Genomic DNA, 16,620 nt, shown 5'->3' with positions numbered 1-16,620 from the left:
AAATGAGAACGCGATTGAGCACCGTCATCGCCAAGCGCTCGCCCCGTGCGGAAGGCCCCGCCATGCCCGAGGGGCAGGTCGAACTGGCTGAGCCGCCCGTCCTCGGCGAACCGGCCAGCGCTGACTTCAGCTCCGCCCTGATGTACCTGCCCATGGGCCTCGGTACCGCCGCCATGGCGCTGATGTTCTCGGTCGGCAACGCCAATCCGATGACCTTCATGATGGGCGGCATGATGGGCGTGGCCATGATCAGCATGACGCTGACCCAGCTCATCCGCCCCGGGGCCGACCGCAAGCGCCGCATGCGCGCCGAACGCCGCGACTACCTCCGGTACCTGGCGCAGAAGCGCACGCAGGCCCGAAGGGCGGCCGAACGGCAGCGCGCCTCGCTGCTGTGGGACAACCCCGACACCCGCGACCTGTGGTCGCTGGCCCTCAGCCCCCGGCTGTGGGAACGCCGGCCCGGCCACGAGGACTTCGCCAGGATCCGCATCGGCACCGGTGAGCAGCCCGCCGCGCTGGAACTGCTTCCGCCCCAGACCAAGCCGGTCGAGAATCTCGAACCCCTCTCGGCCGTCTCACTGCGCCGGTTCACCAACGCGCACGAGTCCGTCCCGGGCCTGCCCCTCCCCATCGGGCTGCCGCGCTTCACCAGCATCGAGTTCGCCGGGGACGGGGTGGCCGCCCTCGACCTGATGCGCGCGATGATCGGGCAACTCGTGGTCTTCCACTCGCCGGACGAACTGCGCATCGCCGTCCTCGCCGACTCCATCGGCGGCGCGGAGTGGGACTGGCTCAAGTGGCTGCCGCACAACGCGCATCCGGACGAGCAGGACGCCGCCGGGCCGCTGCGGCTCGCCGCCTCCGACCACGACACGCTGATGGACCTGCTGGGCCCATCCTTCCGCGACCGGCCCGACCACAACCCGGAGTCCTCGCCCAGCGTTGCCGAACCAATGGTCGTGGTCGTGGCCCAGGGCGTCCGGATCCCGGAGGGCTCCCGGCTGATGGGGGCAGGGATGCGCGGCGTACTGCTGCTGGACGCGACCGGTTCCATGACCGGCGGTCCCAAGGTACTGCGGCTGACCCTGCGGGACGGGCACGTCGAATACCCCTCGGGCACGGACACCGTCACCGCCCGGCCCGACTCGCTCAGCCCCGTCGCGGCCGAGGCCCTGGCCCGTTCGCTGGCGCCGATGCGCACCAGCGGAACCGTCGACCTGGTCGACCGGCCCCTGGAGACGGACTTCGACATGACCTCGCTGCTGGGCATCCGCGACCCGCACACCTTCGACGTGGCCGCCAAGTGGCGCTCCCGGACCCCCCAGCACACCCGGTTGCGGGTGCCGATCGGCGTCACCGAAGAGGGCGAGATCGTCGAACTGGACATCAAGGAGTCCGCGCAGAGCGGCATGGGGCCGCACGGCCTGGTGATCGGCGCCACCGGTTCGGGCAAGAGCGAGCTGCTGCGCACCCTGGTCATGGGCCTGGCGGCCACCCACTCCTCCGAAATCCTCAACATGGTGCTGACGGACTTCAAGGGCGGTGCCACGTTCCTCCACATGGACCGGCTCCCGCACACCTCCGCCGTCATCACCAACCTGGCGGACGAGCTCCATCTGGTCGACCGGATGCAGGACTCCATCAACGGCGAGATGATCCGCCGGCAGGAGCTGCTGCGCGCCGCCGGCCACTCCTCACTGTTCGACTACGAGAAGGCGCGGCTCGGCGGTGCCAACCTGACGCCGCTGCCGTCCCTGCTCATCATCGTCGACGAGTTCTCCGAACTGCTCGCCAGCAAGCCCGAGTTCGTCGAGCTGTTCGTCTCCATCGGACGCCTCGGCCGCAGTCTCGGCGTCCACCTGCTGCTGGCCTCCCAGCGCATGGACGAAAGTCGCATCAACCGCGTGGAGGGCCACCTTTCGTACCGCATCGCACTGCGCACCTTCTCCTCGATGGAGTCCCGCAGCGTGATCGGCGTCTCCAGTGCCTATGAGCTGCCGTCGGCACCCGGCAACGGCTACCTGAAGATCGACACCACCAACCTGGTCCGGTTCAAGGCCGCCTACGTCTCCGGACCCGCTCCGGCCCGGTCGGCATCCGGCGAAGAGGCCGGCGAACCGGCCCTCGCCGCCCAGCAGGTGACCGCCTTCGGCCTCGAACAGACCGGGCCCCTGCACTCGGCCCTCGTGGAGGAGGCCCTGGCCTCGCTGGCCGAGCAGTCTCTGCGTTCCGACGAGGAGGAGCCGACCGGGGAGCAGGAGAGCGAGGAGAGCCTGCTCGAGGTGATGGTGGCCCGGCTGGAGGGCAGCGGCCCGGCGGCCCGCCAGGTCTGGCTCCCCCCGTTGACCTCCTCGCCCACCCTGGATGAACTGCTGCCCGGCATCGTGCCCGACCCGGTGCGCGGCATGAGCGCCAACGACTACCCGGGGCGGGGCGCTCTGCGCGTCCCGCTCGGCCTCGTGGACCGGCCGTACGAGCAGCTGCGCGAACTCCTCGTCGCCGACCTGTCCGGGGCCGACGGGCACGTCGGCGTCGTCGGTGCTCCACAGACCGGCAAGTCCACCCTGCTGCGCACCCTGATGCTCTCCCTGGCCCTGACCCACACCCCCGAGGAGGTCCAGTTCTACTGCCTGGACTTCGGCGGCGGCGGTCTGGTCTCCGTCACCGGCCTGCCGCACGTGGGCTCGGTCGCCACCCGGCTGGAGCGCGACCGTGTACTGCGCACCATCGAAGAGGTGTTCCAGATCCTGGAGCGCCGCGAACAGGAGTTCACCAGCAGGGGGCTGGAGTCCATGGCCGCCTACCGCCGGCTGCGGGCCTCCGGCGAGATCGACGACCCCCACGGGGACGTCTTCCTCGTCGTGGACGGCTGGTTCACCCTGCGCCAGGAGTACGAGGACCTGGAGAACAGGGTCATGGACATCGCCGCTCGCGGCCTCGCGTTCGGCGTGCATGTGGTGGCCTCGGCGGCCCGGTGGTCGGAGCTGCGCACCCGGCTCCGCGACATGCTCGGCACCAAGCTCGAACTGCGCCTCGGCGACTCGATCGAGTCCGAGGTCGGCGGCAAGGCCGCCGCCGCCGTCCCCAACCAGCCCGGCCGGGGGCTGGTCTCCTCCGGCCACCACTTCCTCTCCGCGCTGCCCCGGCTGGACGGCTTCTCCGAGAACACCGACCTGACCGCGGCGACCAAGGCCGCCGTCGCGGAGATCGACACCTTCTGGACCGGCAGCTCCGCCCCCGGTGTACGGCTGCTGCCCACCAGCCTGCCGGCAGACCAGCTGCCACCCGCCGAAGGCGCCCTGCGGGTCTGCCTGGGCTGGGACGAACAGCGGCTGGAGCCGGTGTGGCACGACTTCGCCGCCGCACCGCACCTGATGGTCTTCGGCGACGACGAGACCGGCAAGACCAACGCGCTGCGCCTGGTCATCCGGGCCATCACCGCCCGCTATCGGCCCGAGGAGGCCCGAATCATCCTCGCCGACCCCGGTCGTGGCCTGCTGAAGGACGTACCCGAGGAGTACCGGGTCGGATACGTCGTGGACACCACCGCCCTGAGCGACATCGCCAACAACACCGCGGTCTCCATCGGCAAGCGCGTGCCCGGAGCCGACATCACCCCCGAACAGCTGGCCAAGCGCGACTGGTGGCACGGCCCCGAACTGTTCTTCCTCATCGACGACTACGACCTGTTCTCCGGCGGCTCCGCCATGGAATCGCCGGTGGCACCGTTGATCTCGCTGCTCGCCCAGGGCCAGTACACCGGCATGCACCTGGTGGTCGCACGCAGTACCTCCGGTGCCATGCGGGCCATGATGGACCCGATGCTGCGCCGCATGTGGGAGCTGGGCAATCCGGCGCTGCTGTTCTCCTACCCCAAGGAGGAGGGCAAGTTCATCGGTGAGGCGAAGCCGCGCACCCTCCCCCAGGGCCGCGCCCAGCTTGTCACCCGGCGCGCCGTCAAGCTGATCCAGACCGGACTGGCGGCCCCCTCGTGACCGTCCTGCCCCGCCCGATCCACGCGACACCGTCTCTCCGTCCCGAACTCCCCGTGCGCACCCCAGGAACCCCATGACGACCGCCCCGCCCACCGTCGCCCTGCCCGCCCGCGAAATCTGCCGAGTCACTGTCGAGGGGCCCACGAGCAGGGCCGACCTGGCCTTGCCGGTGTCCACCTCGATCGCGGAGCTCCTGCCCGCCCTGCTGCCGCACGTCGTCACCGACCCCGCCGACCGAGGCGGCCCCTGGGTGCTGCAGCGGCTGGGCGAGGACCCGCTCGACCCCGACGGCACCCCGGAGTTGCTGGGCCTGCGCCACGGCGACGTGCTCCACCTGCGCCCGGAGGACAACCCCCTGGGCACCCTGAACTTCGACGACATCGCCGACGGAGTGGCCCATTCGCTCGGCAGGCAACCCGGACAGTGGCGCCCCGAGCTGACCCGCCGCCTCACCCTCGCCCTGGCCGCCCTCACCCTGGCCGGGCTCGCGTTCACGGTGCTCCGCACCGGTCCCGGTCCGCTGACCGCCGCCGTATGCGCGCTCATCGCCCTGATCCTGGCCGTCGGCTGCGTCATCGGCCGGCAGGCGGCCGCGGAAAGCGGCGCCGTCCGGACCGCGGGGCTGGCAGCGTGCGCTTTCGCCGGATTCGCGGGACTGGCCCTGCCGCGCGCCGCCGACGGCGGATACAACCCCGGGATCACGGGACTGGCCGCCGCGCTCAGCGGCGTGGCCCTGGTGGCCACGGCGCTGCTGGCATTCGACGCGCTGCCGCTCACCGTGGCCGGGACCGTACTGGCCACCGCGGCCGTCACCGCGATCGGGGTCGCGCTGTTCGCGGCACTGGAGTGGGACCCGGCGCGGACCGCCGGAACGATCGCGGTCGCGATGTTCGTCCTCGGGCACTTCGCCCCCAACCTGTCGCTGCGCCTGGCCCGGCTGCGCGTACCGCACCTGCCGCACGACGCCCAGGAGCTCCAGGAGGACATCGAGCCCGAACCGGAGGAGCGGGTCGCCCGGCGGGTGGCCATCGCCAGCACCTACCTCGACATCCTGAGCGCGTCGTCCGCGGTGGCCTACGCGGTGGCCTTCTGGCTGCTGGCACACCACCACGGCTGGGTCGGATGGCTGATGCCCTTGGTGTTCAGCTGCGCGGTCGTGCTGTACGCCCGGGGCCAGACGGGGGTTCTGCAGCGTGTCTCGGGAGTCCTCGCGGGCGGGTTCGGGTTCGCCGTGGTGCTGATCGAGCGGGCCGCCGGTACCGGAGCAGACCGCTGGGGCACGGTCTCGGGCGTGCTGTTCGTCGCCGCCGTACTGCTGCTCGTGGGCGCCTGGCGGCTGCCGACGAGCCGGCTGCGCCCGGTGTGGGGCCACATCGGCGACATCCTGGAGCTGCTCTCCGCCATCGCCCTGCTGCCGCTGCTGCTCCAACTGCTGCACGTGTACGCGTACTTCCGCGGCCTGGCCGGCTGAGGGGACGGATCGTGCAGACTCGACGCGACCATGTACAGGCATACCAGTTCGCCATGGCCCAGCTGGGCTCGGCGCTGGTGAGCGGCGATCCCGGCCGGGGGTACGCCCCGACCCGGCGGCCCCTGCTCGGCACCTTCTTCGGCTTCATCATCGTGGTGCTGCTGTGCATAGCCTTCGCCGTGTACGGACTGCTCGTGCCCGGCGGCAACACCTCGTGGCGCAAGGCCGGCTCCATCATCGTGGAGAAGGAGACCGGCAACCGGTACCTCTACTTCGACAACGAACTGCGCCCCGCGCGGAACTACGCTTCCGCGCTGCTCCTCGCCGGCAACGACGCCCAGGTACGTTCGGTGTCGCGCAACTCCCTGGCCGGAGTGCGGCACGGCACGCCCGTGGGCATCCCCGACGCCCCCGACGCCCTGCCCTCTGCCAAGGACCTGTTGTCCGGCCCGTGGACGCGCTGCCTGCGCGACGACGTACGCTCCGGGCAGGTGCTGGGCTTCGACCCGGGCGACCGCACCCGTGACTTCCCCGACAACCGGCAGGTCCTGCTCTCGTCGGGCAAGGACGACCTGTACCTGCTGTGGCGCGGCACCAAGTACCCGATACCCGATGAGAGCGCCCTGACCGCGCTCGGCCTCGACGCGCAGCTGCCCGTGCCGGCCCCCCGCGACTGGCTGTCCGCCCTGCCGACCGGCGCCAGGCTCACGGCGGCCCGTATCCCGCGCGCCGGCGAGCCCGGCCGGAACGTCGCCGGTCGGCCGACCGTGGTCGGACAACTGCTCCGGACCACTGTCGCGGACACCGACCACTACTACGTGATGCGCCCGGACGGCGTCGAGCCGGTCAGCGCGACGCAGGCCGCCCTGCTCATCGGCCGCGCCGGTGCGGCCCCGGCGCGGCCGGTGAGATCGGGTGACGTCGCCGCGGTGCCCGCGGCGGAGGCCGACGCGCTGACGGCGGTGCCCGACGTACTCGGCGTACCACTCCTGCGCTTCGACAAAGAGGCGCTGTGCCTGCTGCACACTTCGCGCGACACGACCCTGCGCACCCGGGTGGTCCTGGAAGACGGTCCGTCCGCCTCCCAAGACGCGCGGGCCGTGATTCCGCCCGGCCGCGGCGTCTTGGCAGTCGACCAGGACCAGCTTTCTGAGACCACCAGCCCACAGCTGTACCTGATCACGGAGCAGGGCGTGCTGCACGTCCTGGAAAGCGACCAGAGCGCCGGGGCGCTGGGTTACGCCAGCGCCGTCCCGCTGCCGCTGCCGGAAGACGTCCTCAAGCTGCTGCCCCAGGGCCCGCGGCTCGGAGAAGCGGCAGCCGCGGCCACTGTGAGCGGGCGATAACGGATGGCGCTGGGTCTGAAGGCGGGCCAGGGACCCTGGCAGCCCCTCAAGCTGCGGTCGGTGGGAAACACTCTGCTGATCCACCCCAAGGGGGAGCCGGATCGGCGGTCCCTGCTGATCGCCGAGCGGCTGGTGCGCGACACCGCGCACACTCTGGTCGTCATCGATCTGCCGTCCGGCTCCCTGGAGCACGAATGGGAAGTGGTGGCCAAGCTGCTGGCCGATCGCCCCGGCGGCGTGCGGCTGGTCTACGGCCGCCGCGGGCGGGAGGACGTCCACGCGGTCGGACAGCGGCTCGCCGACCGGCTTCGCCGTCCGGTCCTCGCGCCGGACGGAGAGCCGCTGGTCACCGCGGGCGGCCAACTGTTCATTCCCAGTGACCACGGGGCCGGCTGGCTGTGCTTCCGTCCCGGCCGGGCCGTCGAGCGCGACTCCCGGCGATACCCCAGGCCCCACTGGGAGTTCTCGATCCCGGACAGTCCACGGGAGATCAGCCCGGACGGAGTGGCCGAAACCATGCCCAGCGGGGTATGGGTGCGCAGCACGGCCGACCTGCGGCAGAACACGCACCGGCAGCGGCTGATGCAGGTCCTGCCCGCCCATCCCGACATCCTCACCGTGGTCATCGGCAGCCCGGGCGCGCCGGAAGTGCCGCTGGAGGACGTGGCCCGCCTCTGGGACTCCGTCCTGCCGACGGTCCGCCCGCTGACGCGGTTCGTCCACTACGGCCCGGTGGCGCTGCCGGACGGCCGGTCTCTGGGACAGGCGCTGGCCGACGTCCTGGAACAGCAGGTCGTGCTCTACGGCGGCGTTCCGGTGCAGGCCGGGGCCGGCTTCGGCCCGCCCGAGATCCGCAACGTGCGGGCGGACGGCTGGCTGGACGGGCGTCCGTTCATCACCGAACTGGCTTACTGGCCCAGCGCTGACGACGAACCCGCTCCGCCGGCCCTCTACGGCCTGCGCGCCCCGCTTGCCGGTCTTCGACAGCTCTCCTACGGGGTGTACGACTTCGCCCCCGACGCGGTTCTGGAGGTCGTGCAGGGCGGGCTGTGGCTGCGCCCGCACGAGGAGCCCGCAGGCGGCGACGACGTCCGACGCATCCCGGCGGAGCCGGGCAGTCCGCTGATCCTGTTCGACCGCAGCGCGCCGGAAAGTGCCGGGCGCATGCGGTCGCTCGCCAAGGACATGCTGTGGCGGCTCGAACCCGAAGCACGTGAGACGTTCCGGGTGGCGCCGGCCGACGATCCCGAGACCGTTCGCGCGGCCCGCCGCGAGGACGTGACGTACACACCCACCGAGCAGGAGTCCTGGTACGCCGCCGAGGAGGAGCTCTGGGGCGCTGCCGCGGCGGCCGCCCCGTCCGCTGCCGCGCCTTCGCTCGCTACCGGAACCGCAGGCCGCAGGGGGGGCCACCGGGACCGCACCGCGGCGGACTCCGGGGGCCGGCGGGCGGGGCATGCGGGCACGGCCCCTCTCGCACCGTCCGGCGTGCCGACAACCAACGGGGCCGCTCCGGCGGACCCCGACGACCATGACAGGCGCGAGGCGGGCTCGGCCGACGGCCCCACCGGGGCGGAGCCCGCGTCGCGGTCGGTGCTGCCGCCCGAGGTCCGGGCGCTGATCGAGTCCGGTCCCGAGGAGTCGGGTCCGGGGGCGGATACCGAGGTGACGGAGGAGCGTCGGATCGGCGCCGACCGTGGGGCGCGGTCGCGTGTGCGGGGCCGTACGGAGTCAGGTCCCGCGGAGTCCGAACCCGGGGCGGACACCGAGGGCCGCAGTGAGCGGGAGCCGGGTTCGCCGCTGCCGCCCGAGGTCCGGGCGCTGATCGAGTCCGGTCCCGCAGAGCCGGGTCCGGGGGCGGGCAGCACTGCCGGCGGAACCGGTGAGCCGGAGACCGTCGAGGCATCCGACACGGGGTCGCGTGCGCAGGGGCGTACGGAGTCGGATCCGGAGCCGGGCCCTGCGGAGTCCGAGCCCGCGGCGCACACCGAGGACGGCGGGGCGCGGGACGGCGGTACGCCGAAGCCGCCGTCCGCCGTAGAAGCCAAGGCCGAGTCCGGCCCCGATGAGCCCGATCCTGCTGAGTCGGGTCCGGGGTCACGTTCCGACGGCGGCGGGACCGGTGACACCGATGCCGTCGTTGATTCTGAGACCGGTGAGACCAACCAGGGCGAGAAGCTGCGCGGGCGGCTGCTGCGGCGGCTGAGCCCGCGCGCCCCGCGCCGGGGCCGGCGCCTGCGGGCCGACGACGGGTCGGCGTCCGTGGCATCCGGTGCGGAGCCGGGTCGAGAGGGATCCAGGCCCGCGGTGGAAGCCGGGGACGGCGAGGGGCGGGAGGCCGGTTCGCCGGCGCCGGCTTCCCCCGCGCGGGTGGCAGCCGGGTCCGGTTCTGCCGAGCCGGGTTCTGGGACACGTTCCGAGAGCGGCGGAGGCGGTGGGCGCGCGCTCGGTGACGCCGGTGAGACCGAGAAGGCCGGTGAGTTCGGGACTGTTGCGCCCAAGGGCGCTGAGTCCGAGGCCGGCGACTCCGACCGGGCCAGGGAGGCATCGCCTCTGCGGGCACCGGCCGGGTCGCGGCCTGCAGGGCCCGAGCCCGCGACGGACGAGGACGACCGCGCGGCACGGGAAGCCGAAGCGGGCGGCGGACCCGATGCAGCGGAGAACGAGCCCGACGCAGCGGGCCGGGACGAGGCAGCGACGCCGCCTCGTACGGAGCCCTCGGCAGCCTCGGCGCCGCCGGCCGACGGGGCAGAGGGGGCTGACGGGGCTGACGGGGCCGACGGGGCCGACGCGCGGGCCCGGGAGCCCGACGCATCGACGGTGCCCTCGGCGCCCGCGGGACAACGCACACCGACCGCCGACCCCACGCCGAGCCCGAGGCCGTCCCGGCCCGCGGCACCGCGCGTCCGGCTGGAGTCAGGCGCACCGGACGTGCCGTCCGCGCCCACCGGAACCGACGCTCCGGCAGAGAAGCCCCCGGTGCCCGGGACGCCCCCGCCCGGCTCCGCCGGGCCGGACGAGCCTGGGCAGGCCGCGCCTGCCTCGGGTCCGGCTCGGTCCCCGGCTGCCGCCCCCGCGGCCGGGACTCCGGCCGTGCAAGTGCAGCCGGTGCCGAAGGCCGCCGCCTGCGCGGTGCCGCCCGAGCGAGGCCTGGAGCAGGAGCGGGCCTGGGTGCGGCGCACCCTGAGCGAGCAGTACAACACGGTGGCGAGCACGGTCTCCAGCGTGATGGCGGAGTCGCCCGGCCTGCGCGGCCGTGCGGGGACGGACACCTCCGAGGCCCTGACCGACCTGGTCGCCGTACGGCTGTACCTCTTCGGGGACCACCACGGTCTGGACAAGGCCGTGCGCGGCGCGACGGTCGGGCCGCACGTGCCGCTGGCCCGCTGTGTGGCCTCGGGCTTGCGCCGGCTGCCGTCCTACCGGGGCCCGGCATTGCTCCACGCCAGGCTCGGCGACGCCGAGCGCGCCTGGTACCGCGAGGGCAGGCTGGCCACCGAGTGGGCGTTCTGTGCCGCGCGGACCACCCCGTACACCGGTCCGGCGGGCAGCGCCGACTTCCTGATCTGGTCGCTGACGGCCCGCCGGACCAATCTGATCGACCCCGGTACTCCGGACCAGGTGCTGTTCCTGCCCGGCACGAGTTTCAAGGTGCTGCGGGTGCACACCGGCGAGCGGCACGCCGTTCTGCTGCGTGAGCTGTCGCCTTCGGAGATCGCCGAGGACGGCCGGGTCGAGGCCGGGCGCACCTCGCTGGACGAGATCGCGTTGAAGGGGCTCGAACAGACCCTGAAGGCCCTGGCAGGCGCCGGCTCCAAGGGAGCGCCGAAGGCCCCCGCCGGCTCGCTCGGAGCCCCACCGGGGCTGATCGTCCCGTCCGGGGCTGCAAAGCCGCGTACCACGGCCGACCAGGCGCAGCGGAGAAAGGCAGCGAAGAAATGACGCGGCAAGTCCTGTTGGTCGCCCCGGACCGCCCGGGTGCCTACCGTTCCATCGGTAAGGCCCTCGCCGATGCCGCCGAGGGCGCGCTCATCACGGTGGCGCCGGGACGGTACGAGGAAGCACTCGACATCACCCGGGCGGTGAGCCTGTCCGCGGAGGGCGGCAGCGGGACCGTGCACGTCCACTCCCCGTCGGGCACCACCGTCGTCGTGGACGCGGAGGCCGCGCAGTTGTCCGGCCTGGTGCTGTCCGGCAGCGACCAGGAGGCCCCGGTACTCGACGTACGCCGGGGCCAGGCCGCGCTCGACGACTGCCATGTCTCCGGGGAGGGCTGGACCGCCGTACTGGCCTGGCATCAGGGAACCCTGGCCGTCCGCGGCTGCCGGGTGACGAACGCCCGCGGCGCCGGCGTCGTGGTGACCTCCGGCGGCGGCAACGTGCTGGAACGGTCCGAGGTGACCGAGGTGGGATCGTCGGCCGTGGTGGTCGCCGAGCGCGGGCGGCTCACGGTACGGGAATGCACCCTCGACCGGCCGCGCGGCAACGGTATCTGCGTCAACGGTCAGGGCACGGCCTCGGTCGAGGCCACCCGGATCACCGGCAGCGGCAAGCCCGCCCTGGCCGTCGAGCAGGACGCCAAGGCCGACCTGTCCAAGGTGTCGGTGACCGGCAGCGCGGCCCTGGACGCGTACCTGACCAGCCGCGGCGCGACCACGCTCACAGACTGCACCTTCTCCGAGTCCGGCGGGCAGGCGGTCCACATCAGCGGCGGCGCCACCCCGGTCCTGCGCTCCTGCGTCATCACCTCGTCCGCCCACGGCGGCGTGCACATCGTCGACCGCTCCCGGCCGCACCTGGAGGACTGCACGATCAGCGGTACGCCGGTCGGTGTCCTCGCGGACGGGGGCAGCCAGGTGGTCTTCGACGGCCTGGCCGTCCAGGCCGCCGACACCGCCGCGGTCCAGGTCGCCGGGGGCGCCGCCGTACGCATCGGGCGCCTGACGGTCGCCGGCGGCTCCGGCGCCGGGGCCCGGGTGCTGGGCGAGGGCAAGCTGGAGCTGCAGGGTGCGGAGATCACCCTTGACGGCGGCACCGGCATCGAACTGGACGAGAAGGGCACCGGCCAGTTCACCGCGGTGCGGCTGACCACCGGCGGCACCGGTCTGTCCCTGTCCGGCGGGGCGCAGGCGGTTCTGGAGTCCTCCGCGCTGCGCGGGTGCGGAGTGCTGGTCGGCGGCAGCGATTCCGAACTGGCCGCCAAGGACAGCGAGTTCACCGGCTCCGGCACCGATGGTTTCCGGGCGCTGAACGGCGGCTCGGTCATCGCGACCGGCTGCCGGATCAACGGCGCACGCGGCCACGGGCTGAACATCCAGGCATCCGCCCGCGCCGACCTCAGCGACTGCACTGTCTTCGACAACGCCGGTGACGGCATCCGCAGCAACACCGACCAGCCGGTCCGCGTCCACGACTGCCGGATACGCGACAACGGCGGCAAGGCCGTCCACGAGCTCAACGCCGGCGGGCAGCTGTCCGTCGAGGGACTGGACGCCGGGGGCCAGCGGGAGGTTCAGGCGGTGGCGGGGGAGGAGGGGACCTCACCCGGCCCGGAGGCGCAGCTGGCAACGGATACCGGGACCGGGCCACTCGCGGAACTGAAGGGTCTGGTCGGCCTGGAGAGCGTGAAGCGGGAGGTCAGCGGTCTGATCAACTTCAACATGCTGGCCCAGCGGCGGCAGGAGATGGGCCTGCCGATGCCCCCGATGAGCCGTCACCTGGTCTTCGCCGGACCACCGGGCACCGGCAAGACCACGGTCGCCCGGCTGTACGGCGCCGTCCTGGCCGAGCTGGGGATCCTGGCCAAGGGCCACATGGTCGAGGTGGCACGCGCCGACCTGGTGGCACAGTACATCGGCGCCACGGCCATCAAGACCACCGAGGTGGTCAACAAGGCCCTGGGCGGCGTGCTGTTCATCGACGAGGCGTACACCCTGACCAACCAGTCCAAGGGCAGCGGTCCTGACTTCGGTCAGGAGGCGGTCGAGACGCTCATGAAGATGATGGAGGACCACCGCGACGAGATCGTGGTGATCGCCGCGGGCTACTCCGAGCACATGGAGCAGTTCCTGGCCTCCAACCCCGGTATGGCCTCCCGTTTCGCCCGTACCGTCGAGTTTCCCAACTACAGCCCGGACGAACTCGTCACCATCGCCAGGGGACTGTGCGCCAAGCACTACTACGACCTCAGCGGCGGCGCCCTGGAGGCCCTGACCCGGTACTTCGAGGAGGTACCGAAGGGGCCGACCTTCGGCAACGGCCGTGTCGCCCGGCAGGTGTTCGAGGTGATGATCAGCAATCAGGCGACCCGTCTGGCCACGCATCCTCCGAGCGACGAGAGCGATCTCAGCCGGCTCGCCGAGGAGGACGTCCCCACCTCGCTGGACGAGGACGGCGGCTCTGGCGCCTCGGGTGCTTCGGGTGCTTCGGGCGGCTCGGGCGCTTCGGCCGACCAGGGCGGCAGGCCGGGTGTCCGGCAGGCCGGCAAACCGGACGGCGACCGGGGCGCGGACAGCGCGTCCGTCGCGCGGCTGGCCGCATTGGTGGGCCTCGACGCCGTACGCGAGGCGTTGCGCGTACGGCTCGACGGTCTGGTACAGCTGAGCCGGCGTGGCGAGTCGGTCGCCGGTCTGGCGAATGTGGTCTTCGACGGCGCGCAGGGTAGCGGACGGCGCTCCGTGGCCCGGCTGTACGGCCGCTGCCTCGCCGAACTCGGCCTGGTGGCCACCGGCGTGCCCTGCCATCTTCCGCTGTCCGCGGTCCCGGCGCGATGGCCCGACCAGCCTCGGAGATATCTGGCCGCCGTCTGTGAGGAGGCCGTGGGCGGACTGCTGATGCCGGAACTCGATCCGGCCTTCGGACGGCGGCCGGAGGCGGAACGCTCGGCGGTGCTCGACGCCCTGGCGGAGGCCGTCGGCGAGGACGCCGGCCCTGTGCTGGTGCTGTGCGGCAACGGCGCGCCGCTGGTGAGCCTGCTGCGCGAACGTACGGAACTGACCGGGGCGTTCGCCGAGTACCTTCGGTTCGCCCCGTACACCGGCGCTCAGCTCGCCGAACTGACCCACCGTCACCTGGCCCGGCTGGGATTCGACACCGAGGACGACACCATGGCGGTGCTCACCGACACCTTCACCGCCAGTCCGCCGCCGAGTGGGGCGTACACCGCGCACCGGCTGGCGGCGCGTATCGGTTCCCGGGCGGGATCGCAGACCGTCACTCCGGCCGATCTGCCGCCCTCCGCGCCGGCGGAGGCCGGCGGACGACGTCCCGAGGCCCCTCCTGCTGCTGCCGAACAGGGGGTCGCCCCGGCCGTTCCTGCCGTGGCGGCACAGGCGGCGGGCTCAGGTAGTCACGGGTAGACCGCGGTGGACTGGCGGGCAGTGTCGGGGAGTTCCCCTTCCCCGACACTTACGTCACAACCAGCATCAGATGAGACCGATCACCGGTTCCATCTCAACTCCCCAAGGAGGGAACAACCATGGCAGGACCCAACAACCAAACACAGGTAGATCTTGCGGGAATGAAGCGCGCGGAGTCCGCCTTCGCGAACGCCATCTCATCCGCCAACAGGGAGGCCGACGCCATGGACGGCGTCGCCAACAACCTGGCCACCCAGTGGAAGGGACAAGCCGCCAGCACCTACCAGGGGGCGCTGGCGGACTGGATGGCGGGCTACATGGCATGCCGCAGGGCCCTGACGGAGATGCAGCAGAAGCTCCAGCAGACCACCGGCCAGTACACGACGACGAACTCGGAAACGATCGACGGCGCCAGCCAGGCGCGGAGCGCCATGAGCGGCCTCCCGAACTTCCCCATCTAGCCTCGCCGCAACCAGCCCCCCCCTCACCCGTAAGGAGACACACAATGCCTGACTACACCGTCCAGATCGGCGCCGTTGACGTCACTCAGCAGGAACTGATGGCGGCCACCCGCAGAATCCAGACGCTCATCACCGAGCTGGAGAGCGAGGCCAGGAGCAGCCTCGCCAACTGGGAGGGCTCCGTGAGGGAGTTCTACTACGTGAAGAAGGCCGAGTGGGACGCGGGCGCCGCCAAGATGACCGAGGCCGCTGGTAAGGCCGGCGTCAACCTCTCGCAGATCAACGGCAGCTACAACCAGGCCGAGCGGTACGGAACCAGTCTCTGGAGCTAGTGCGACATGGCATGGGTCAAAGACAGCTCGGACGGGTACCCCGCTCTGAAATGGGTTCCGGACCATGAGCTTGAGGAGTACAAGGGCGACAAGGACGTTCCGTCCGGTCACGGTACGTACCACAACCCCGCACCGACGTCGGCACCACCCGTTCCGAAGAACTCGGGCGGGGGCTCGCACGAAACCACGGTGAGCACACCGTCGATGGAGGTCTTCGCGAGCAACATCGAACGGCTGATCGCGCCGTGCCAGAAGGCCCACCAGGCCCTGAAGGGCGTCGACGTCCATCCGGGCGCCTTCTTCCACGCGAACCTGATGCGCTCGAAAATATCCGGAGGCGGAGGCGAGGCGGGCGGCATCAAGGACGCCTACACCAAGATCCTCGACGATCTTGCCGACGGGCTCACCGATCTGTGCAACGGTGTCCGGCTCATGAGCAAGAAGTATGCCTCGACCGAAGAGGCCAACGAGATGACGGCCAAGGAACTCGACGAGTACGTGCACCGAGCGGGGTCGGACTTCCAGGCCTTGGGGCAGCACAGCTCGACCGTGGGCTGATCGTCAGCCGGTACCGGAAGCTGCACGGACCATCCGGTACGGCGTGACTACAACGGGGGCATATCAGGAGCGGGGCAGCGCTTCCCGCCATCACGTTCGTGCATTGGCAGCCGTCGATCGTCGTACCCACCGAAAACGACGGTCGGCGGCTCGCCGCGTCAAGCCCGTTGGGGGAACCCGGCGATCGCTGATCGTGCCAGGAACAGGAGAGTTTGAGCGGGATGGCGGACGACAAGGACTACAACGACCTCGGCTTCAAGCAGAATGAAGACGGAGCGGTCTTCGGCGATCTGAACGAGGGTGGCGGCACCCTCTCGGATTACGACAACTGGGACTGGAAGCAGATCATGGCCGCCATCAACGGCATGGCGGCCGGGGTCACGAGCGACGACAACCTTCAACAAGCCCGGGGTGTCGCCGACCCGCAGTCGTTGCAGAACGCGGCCAACATCTTCTACCAGGTGCAGCAGACCCTGGAAGTCGTCGGCCAGAGCCTGGCCGCACAGGGCAAGGCACTCGCGGGGAACGGCGGGCCCTGGCAGGGCGCCGCCGCGGATGCCTTCCTGGACATGATCACGCGCTTCTCCCGCCAGGTCGAGTCCGCTTCCGAAGCGTTGTCCGGCGGCTCGGCCGGGGGCAACGCGGTCCCGCAGCAGCTGGCCAACAACGCGGTCAACCTGCGGAACGCTCAGATCAAGATCAAGGAAATCGATCACTGGTATGCGCGTCAGGCGCAGCTCATGAACGTCAAGGCGATGAGCAACGGCTTGATCCCGGTGAGCAAGAAGCCGGAGATCGTCGAGTTGCTGAACCGCGACATGCGTGCCGTTCTCAAGAGCCTGGCCAGCGAATACCAGGTCACCATCGACCAGGTCCGCAACCCGACCGGTGTGAGCTCGGTGGCAAACACTCCGCCCGATATCCCCGATATCCCCGACATCGGGGATACCGGGGATCTTGGGGATACCGGGGGTCTTGGGGATACGGGTGGTGGTCTTGGGGATACCGGCGGTCTTGGGGATACGGGTGGTCTTGGTGATACCGGGGGTCTTGGGGATACGGGTGGTCTTGGTGATACCGGGGGTCTTGGGGGTGT

At 71.5% G+C, this 16,620-nt stretch carries 9 protein-coding genes; all 9 read left to right on the top strand.

Going from position 1 to position 16,620, the window contains the following annotated elements; translation table 11 throughout:
* Window positions 1–14: 14 nt before the first annotated feature.
* Complete coding sequence (eccCa, locus tag AQJ91_RS29475) at window positions 15–3,998, top strand: type VII secretion protein EccCa (protein ID WP_199848055.1); 3,984 nt, start codon at window positions 15–17, stop codon at window positions 3,996–3,998.
* Between the two features lie 73 nt (window positions 3,999–4,071).
* On the top strand, window positions 4,072–5,469 hold the full coding sequence (eccD, locus tag AQJ91_RS29470; RefSeq protein WP_067027563.1) for a type VII secretion integral membrane protein EccD: 1,398 nt from the start codon (window positions 4,072–4,074) through the stop codon (window positions 5,467–5,469).
* 11 nt (window positions 5,470–5,480) lie between these two features.
* Window positions 5,481–6,815, top strand: a complete 1,335-nt coding sequence (eccB, locus tag AQJ91_RS29465) for a type VII secretion protein EccB (protein WP_067027561.1) — start codon at window positions 5,481–5,483, stop codon at window positions 6,813–6,815.
* Between the two features lie 60 nt (window positions 6,816–6,875).
* The gene (locus tag AQJ91_RS29460) at window positions 6,876–10,757 is read left to right on the top strand and encodes a hypothetical protein (protein ID WP_159054681.1); all 3,882 of its coding nucleotides are present in this window, start codon (window positions 6,876–6,878) and stop codon (window positions 10,755–10,757) included.
* On the top strand, window positions 10,754–14,173 hold the full coding sequence (locus tag AQJ91_RS29455; RefSeq protein ID WP_067027557.1) for a right-handed parallel beta-helix repeat-containing protein: 3,420 nt from the start codon (window positions 10,754–10,756) through the stop codon (window positions 14,171–14,173). The genes AQJ91_RS29460 and AQJ91_RS29455 overlap by 4 nt, the downstream gene beginning before the upstream one ends.
* Window positions 14,174–14,292: 119 nt before the next feature.
* A complete protein-coding gene (locus tag AQJ91_RS29450; RefSeq protein ID WP_079085256.1) occupies window positions 14,293–14,634 on the top strand; it encodes a WXG100 family type VII secretion target in 342 nt (113 codons plus the stop codon).
* Window positions 14,635–14,678: 44 nt separating this feature from the next.
* A complete protein-coding gene (locus AQJ91_RS29445; protein WP_067027554.1) occupies window positions 14,679–14,966 on the top strand; it encodes a WXG100 family type VII secretion target in 288 nt (95 codons plus the stop codon).
* Window positions 14,967–14,972: 6 nt separating this feature from the next.
* Window positions 14,973–15,524 carry a hypothetical protein gene (locus tag AQJ91_RS29440; RefSeq protein ID WP_067027552.1) on the top strand — a complete coding sequence of 184 codons (552 nt, stop codon included), beginning with the start codon at window positions 14,973–14,975 and terminating at the stop codon, window positions 15,522–15,524.
* 221 nt (window positions 15,525–15,745) lie between these two features.
* A partial coding sequence (locus AQJ91_RS29435) for a WXG100 family type VII secretion target (protein WP_199848054.1) occupies window positions 15,746–16,620 on the top strand: 875 nt, incomplete at its 3' end.

It is taken from the genome of Streptomyces dysideae (assembly GCF_001514305.1).
Lineage (GTDB): Bacteria > Actinomycetota > Actinomycetes > Streptomycetales > Streptomycetaceae > Streptomyces > Streptomyces dysideae.
This window is presented reverse-complemented; position numbering and strand designations above follow the sequence as displayed.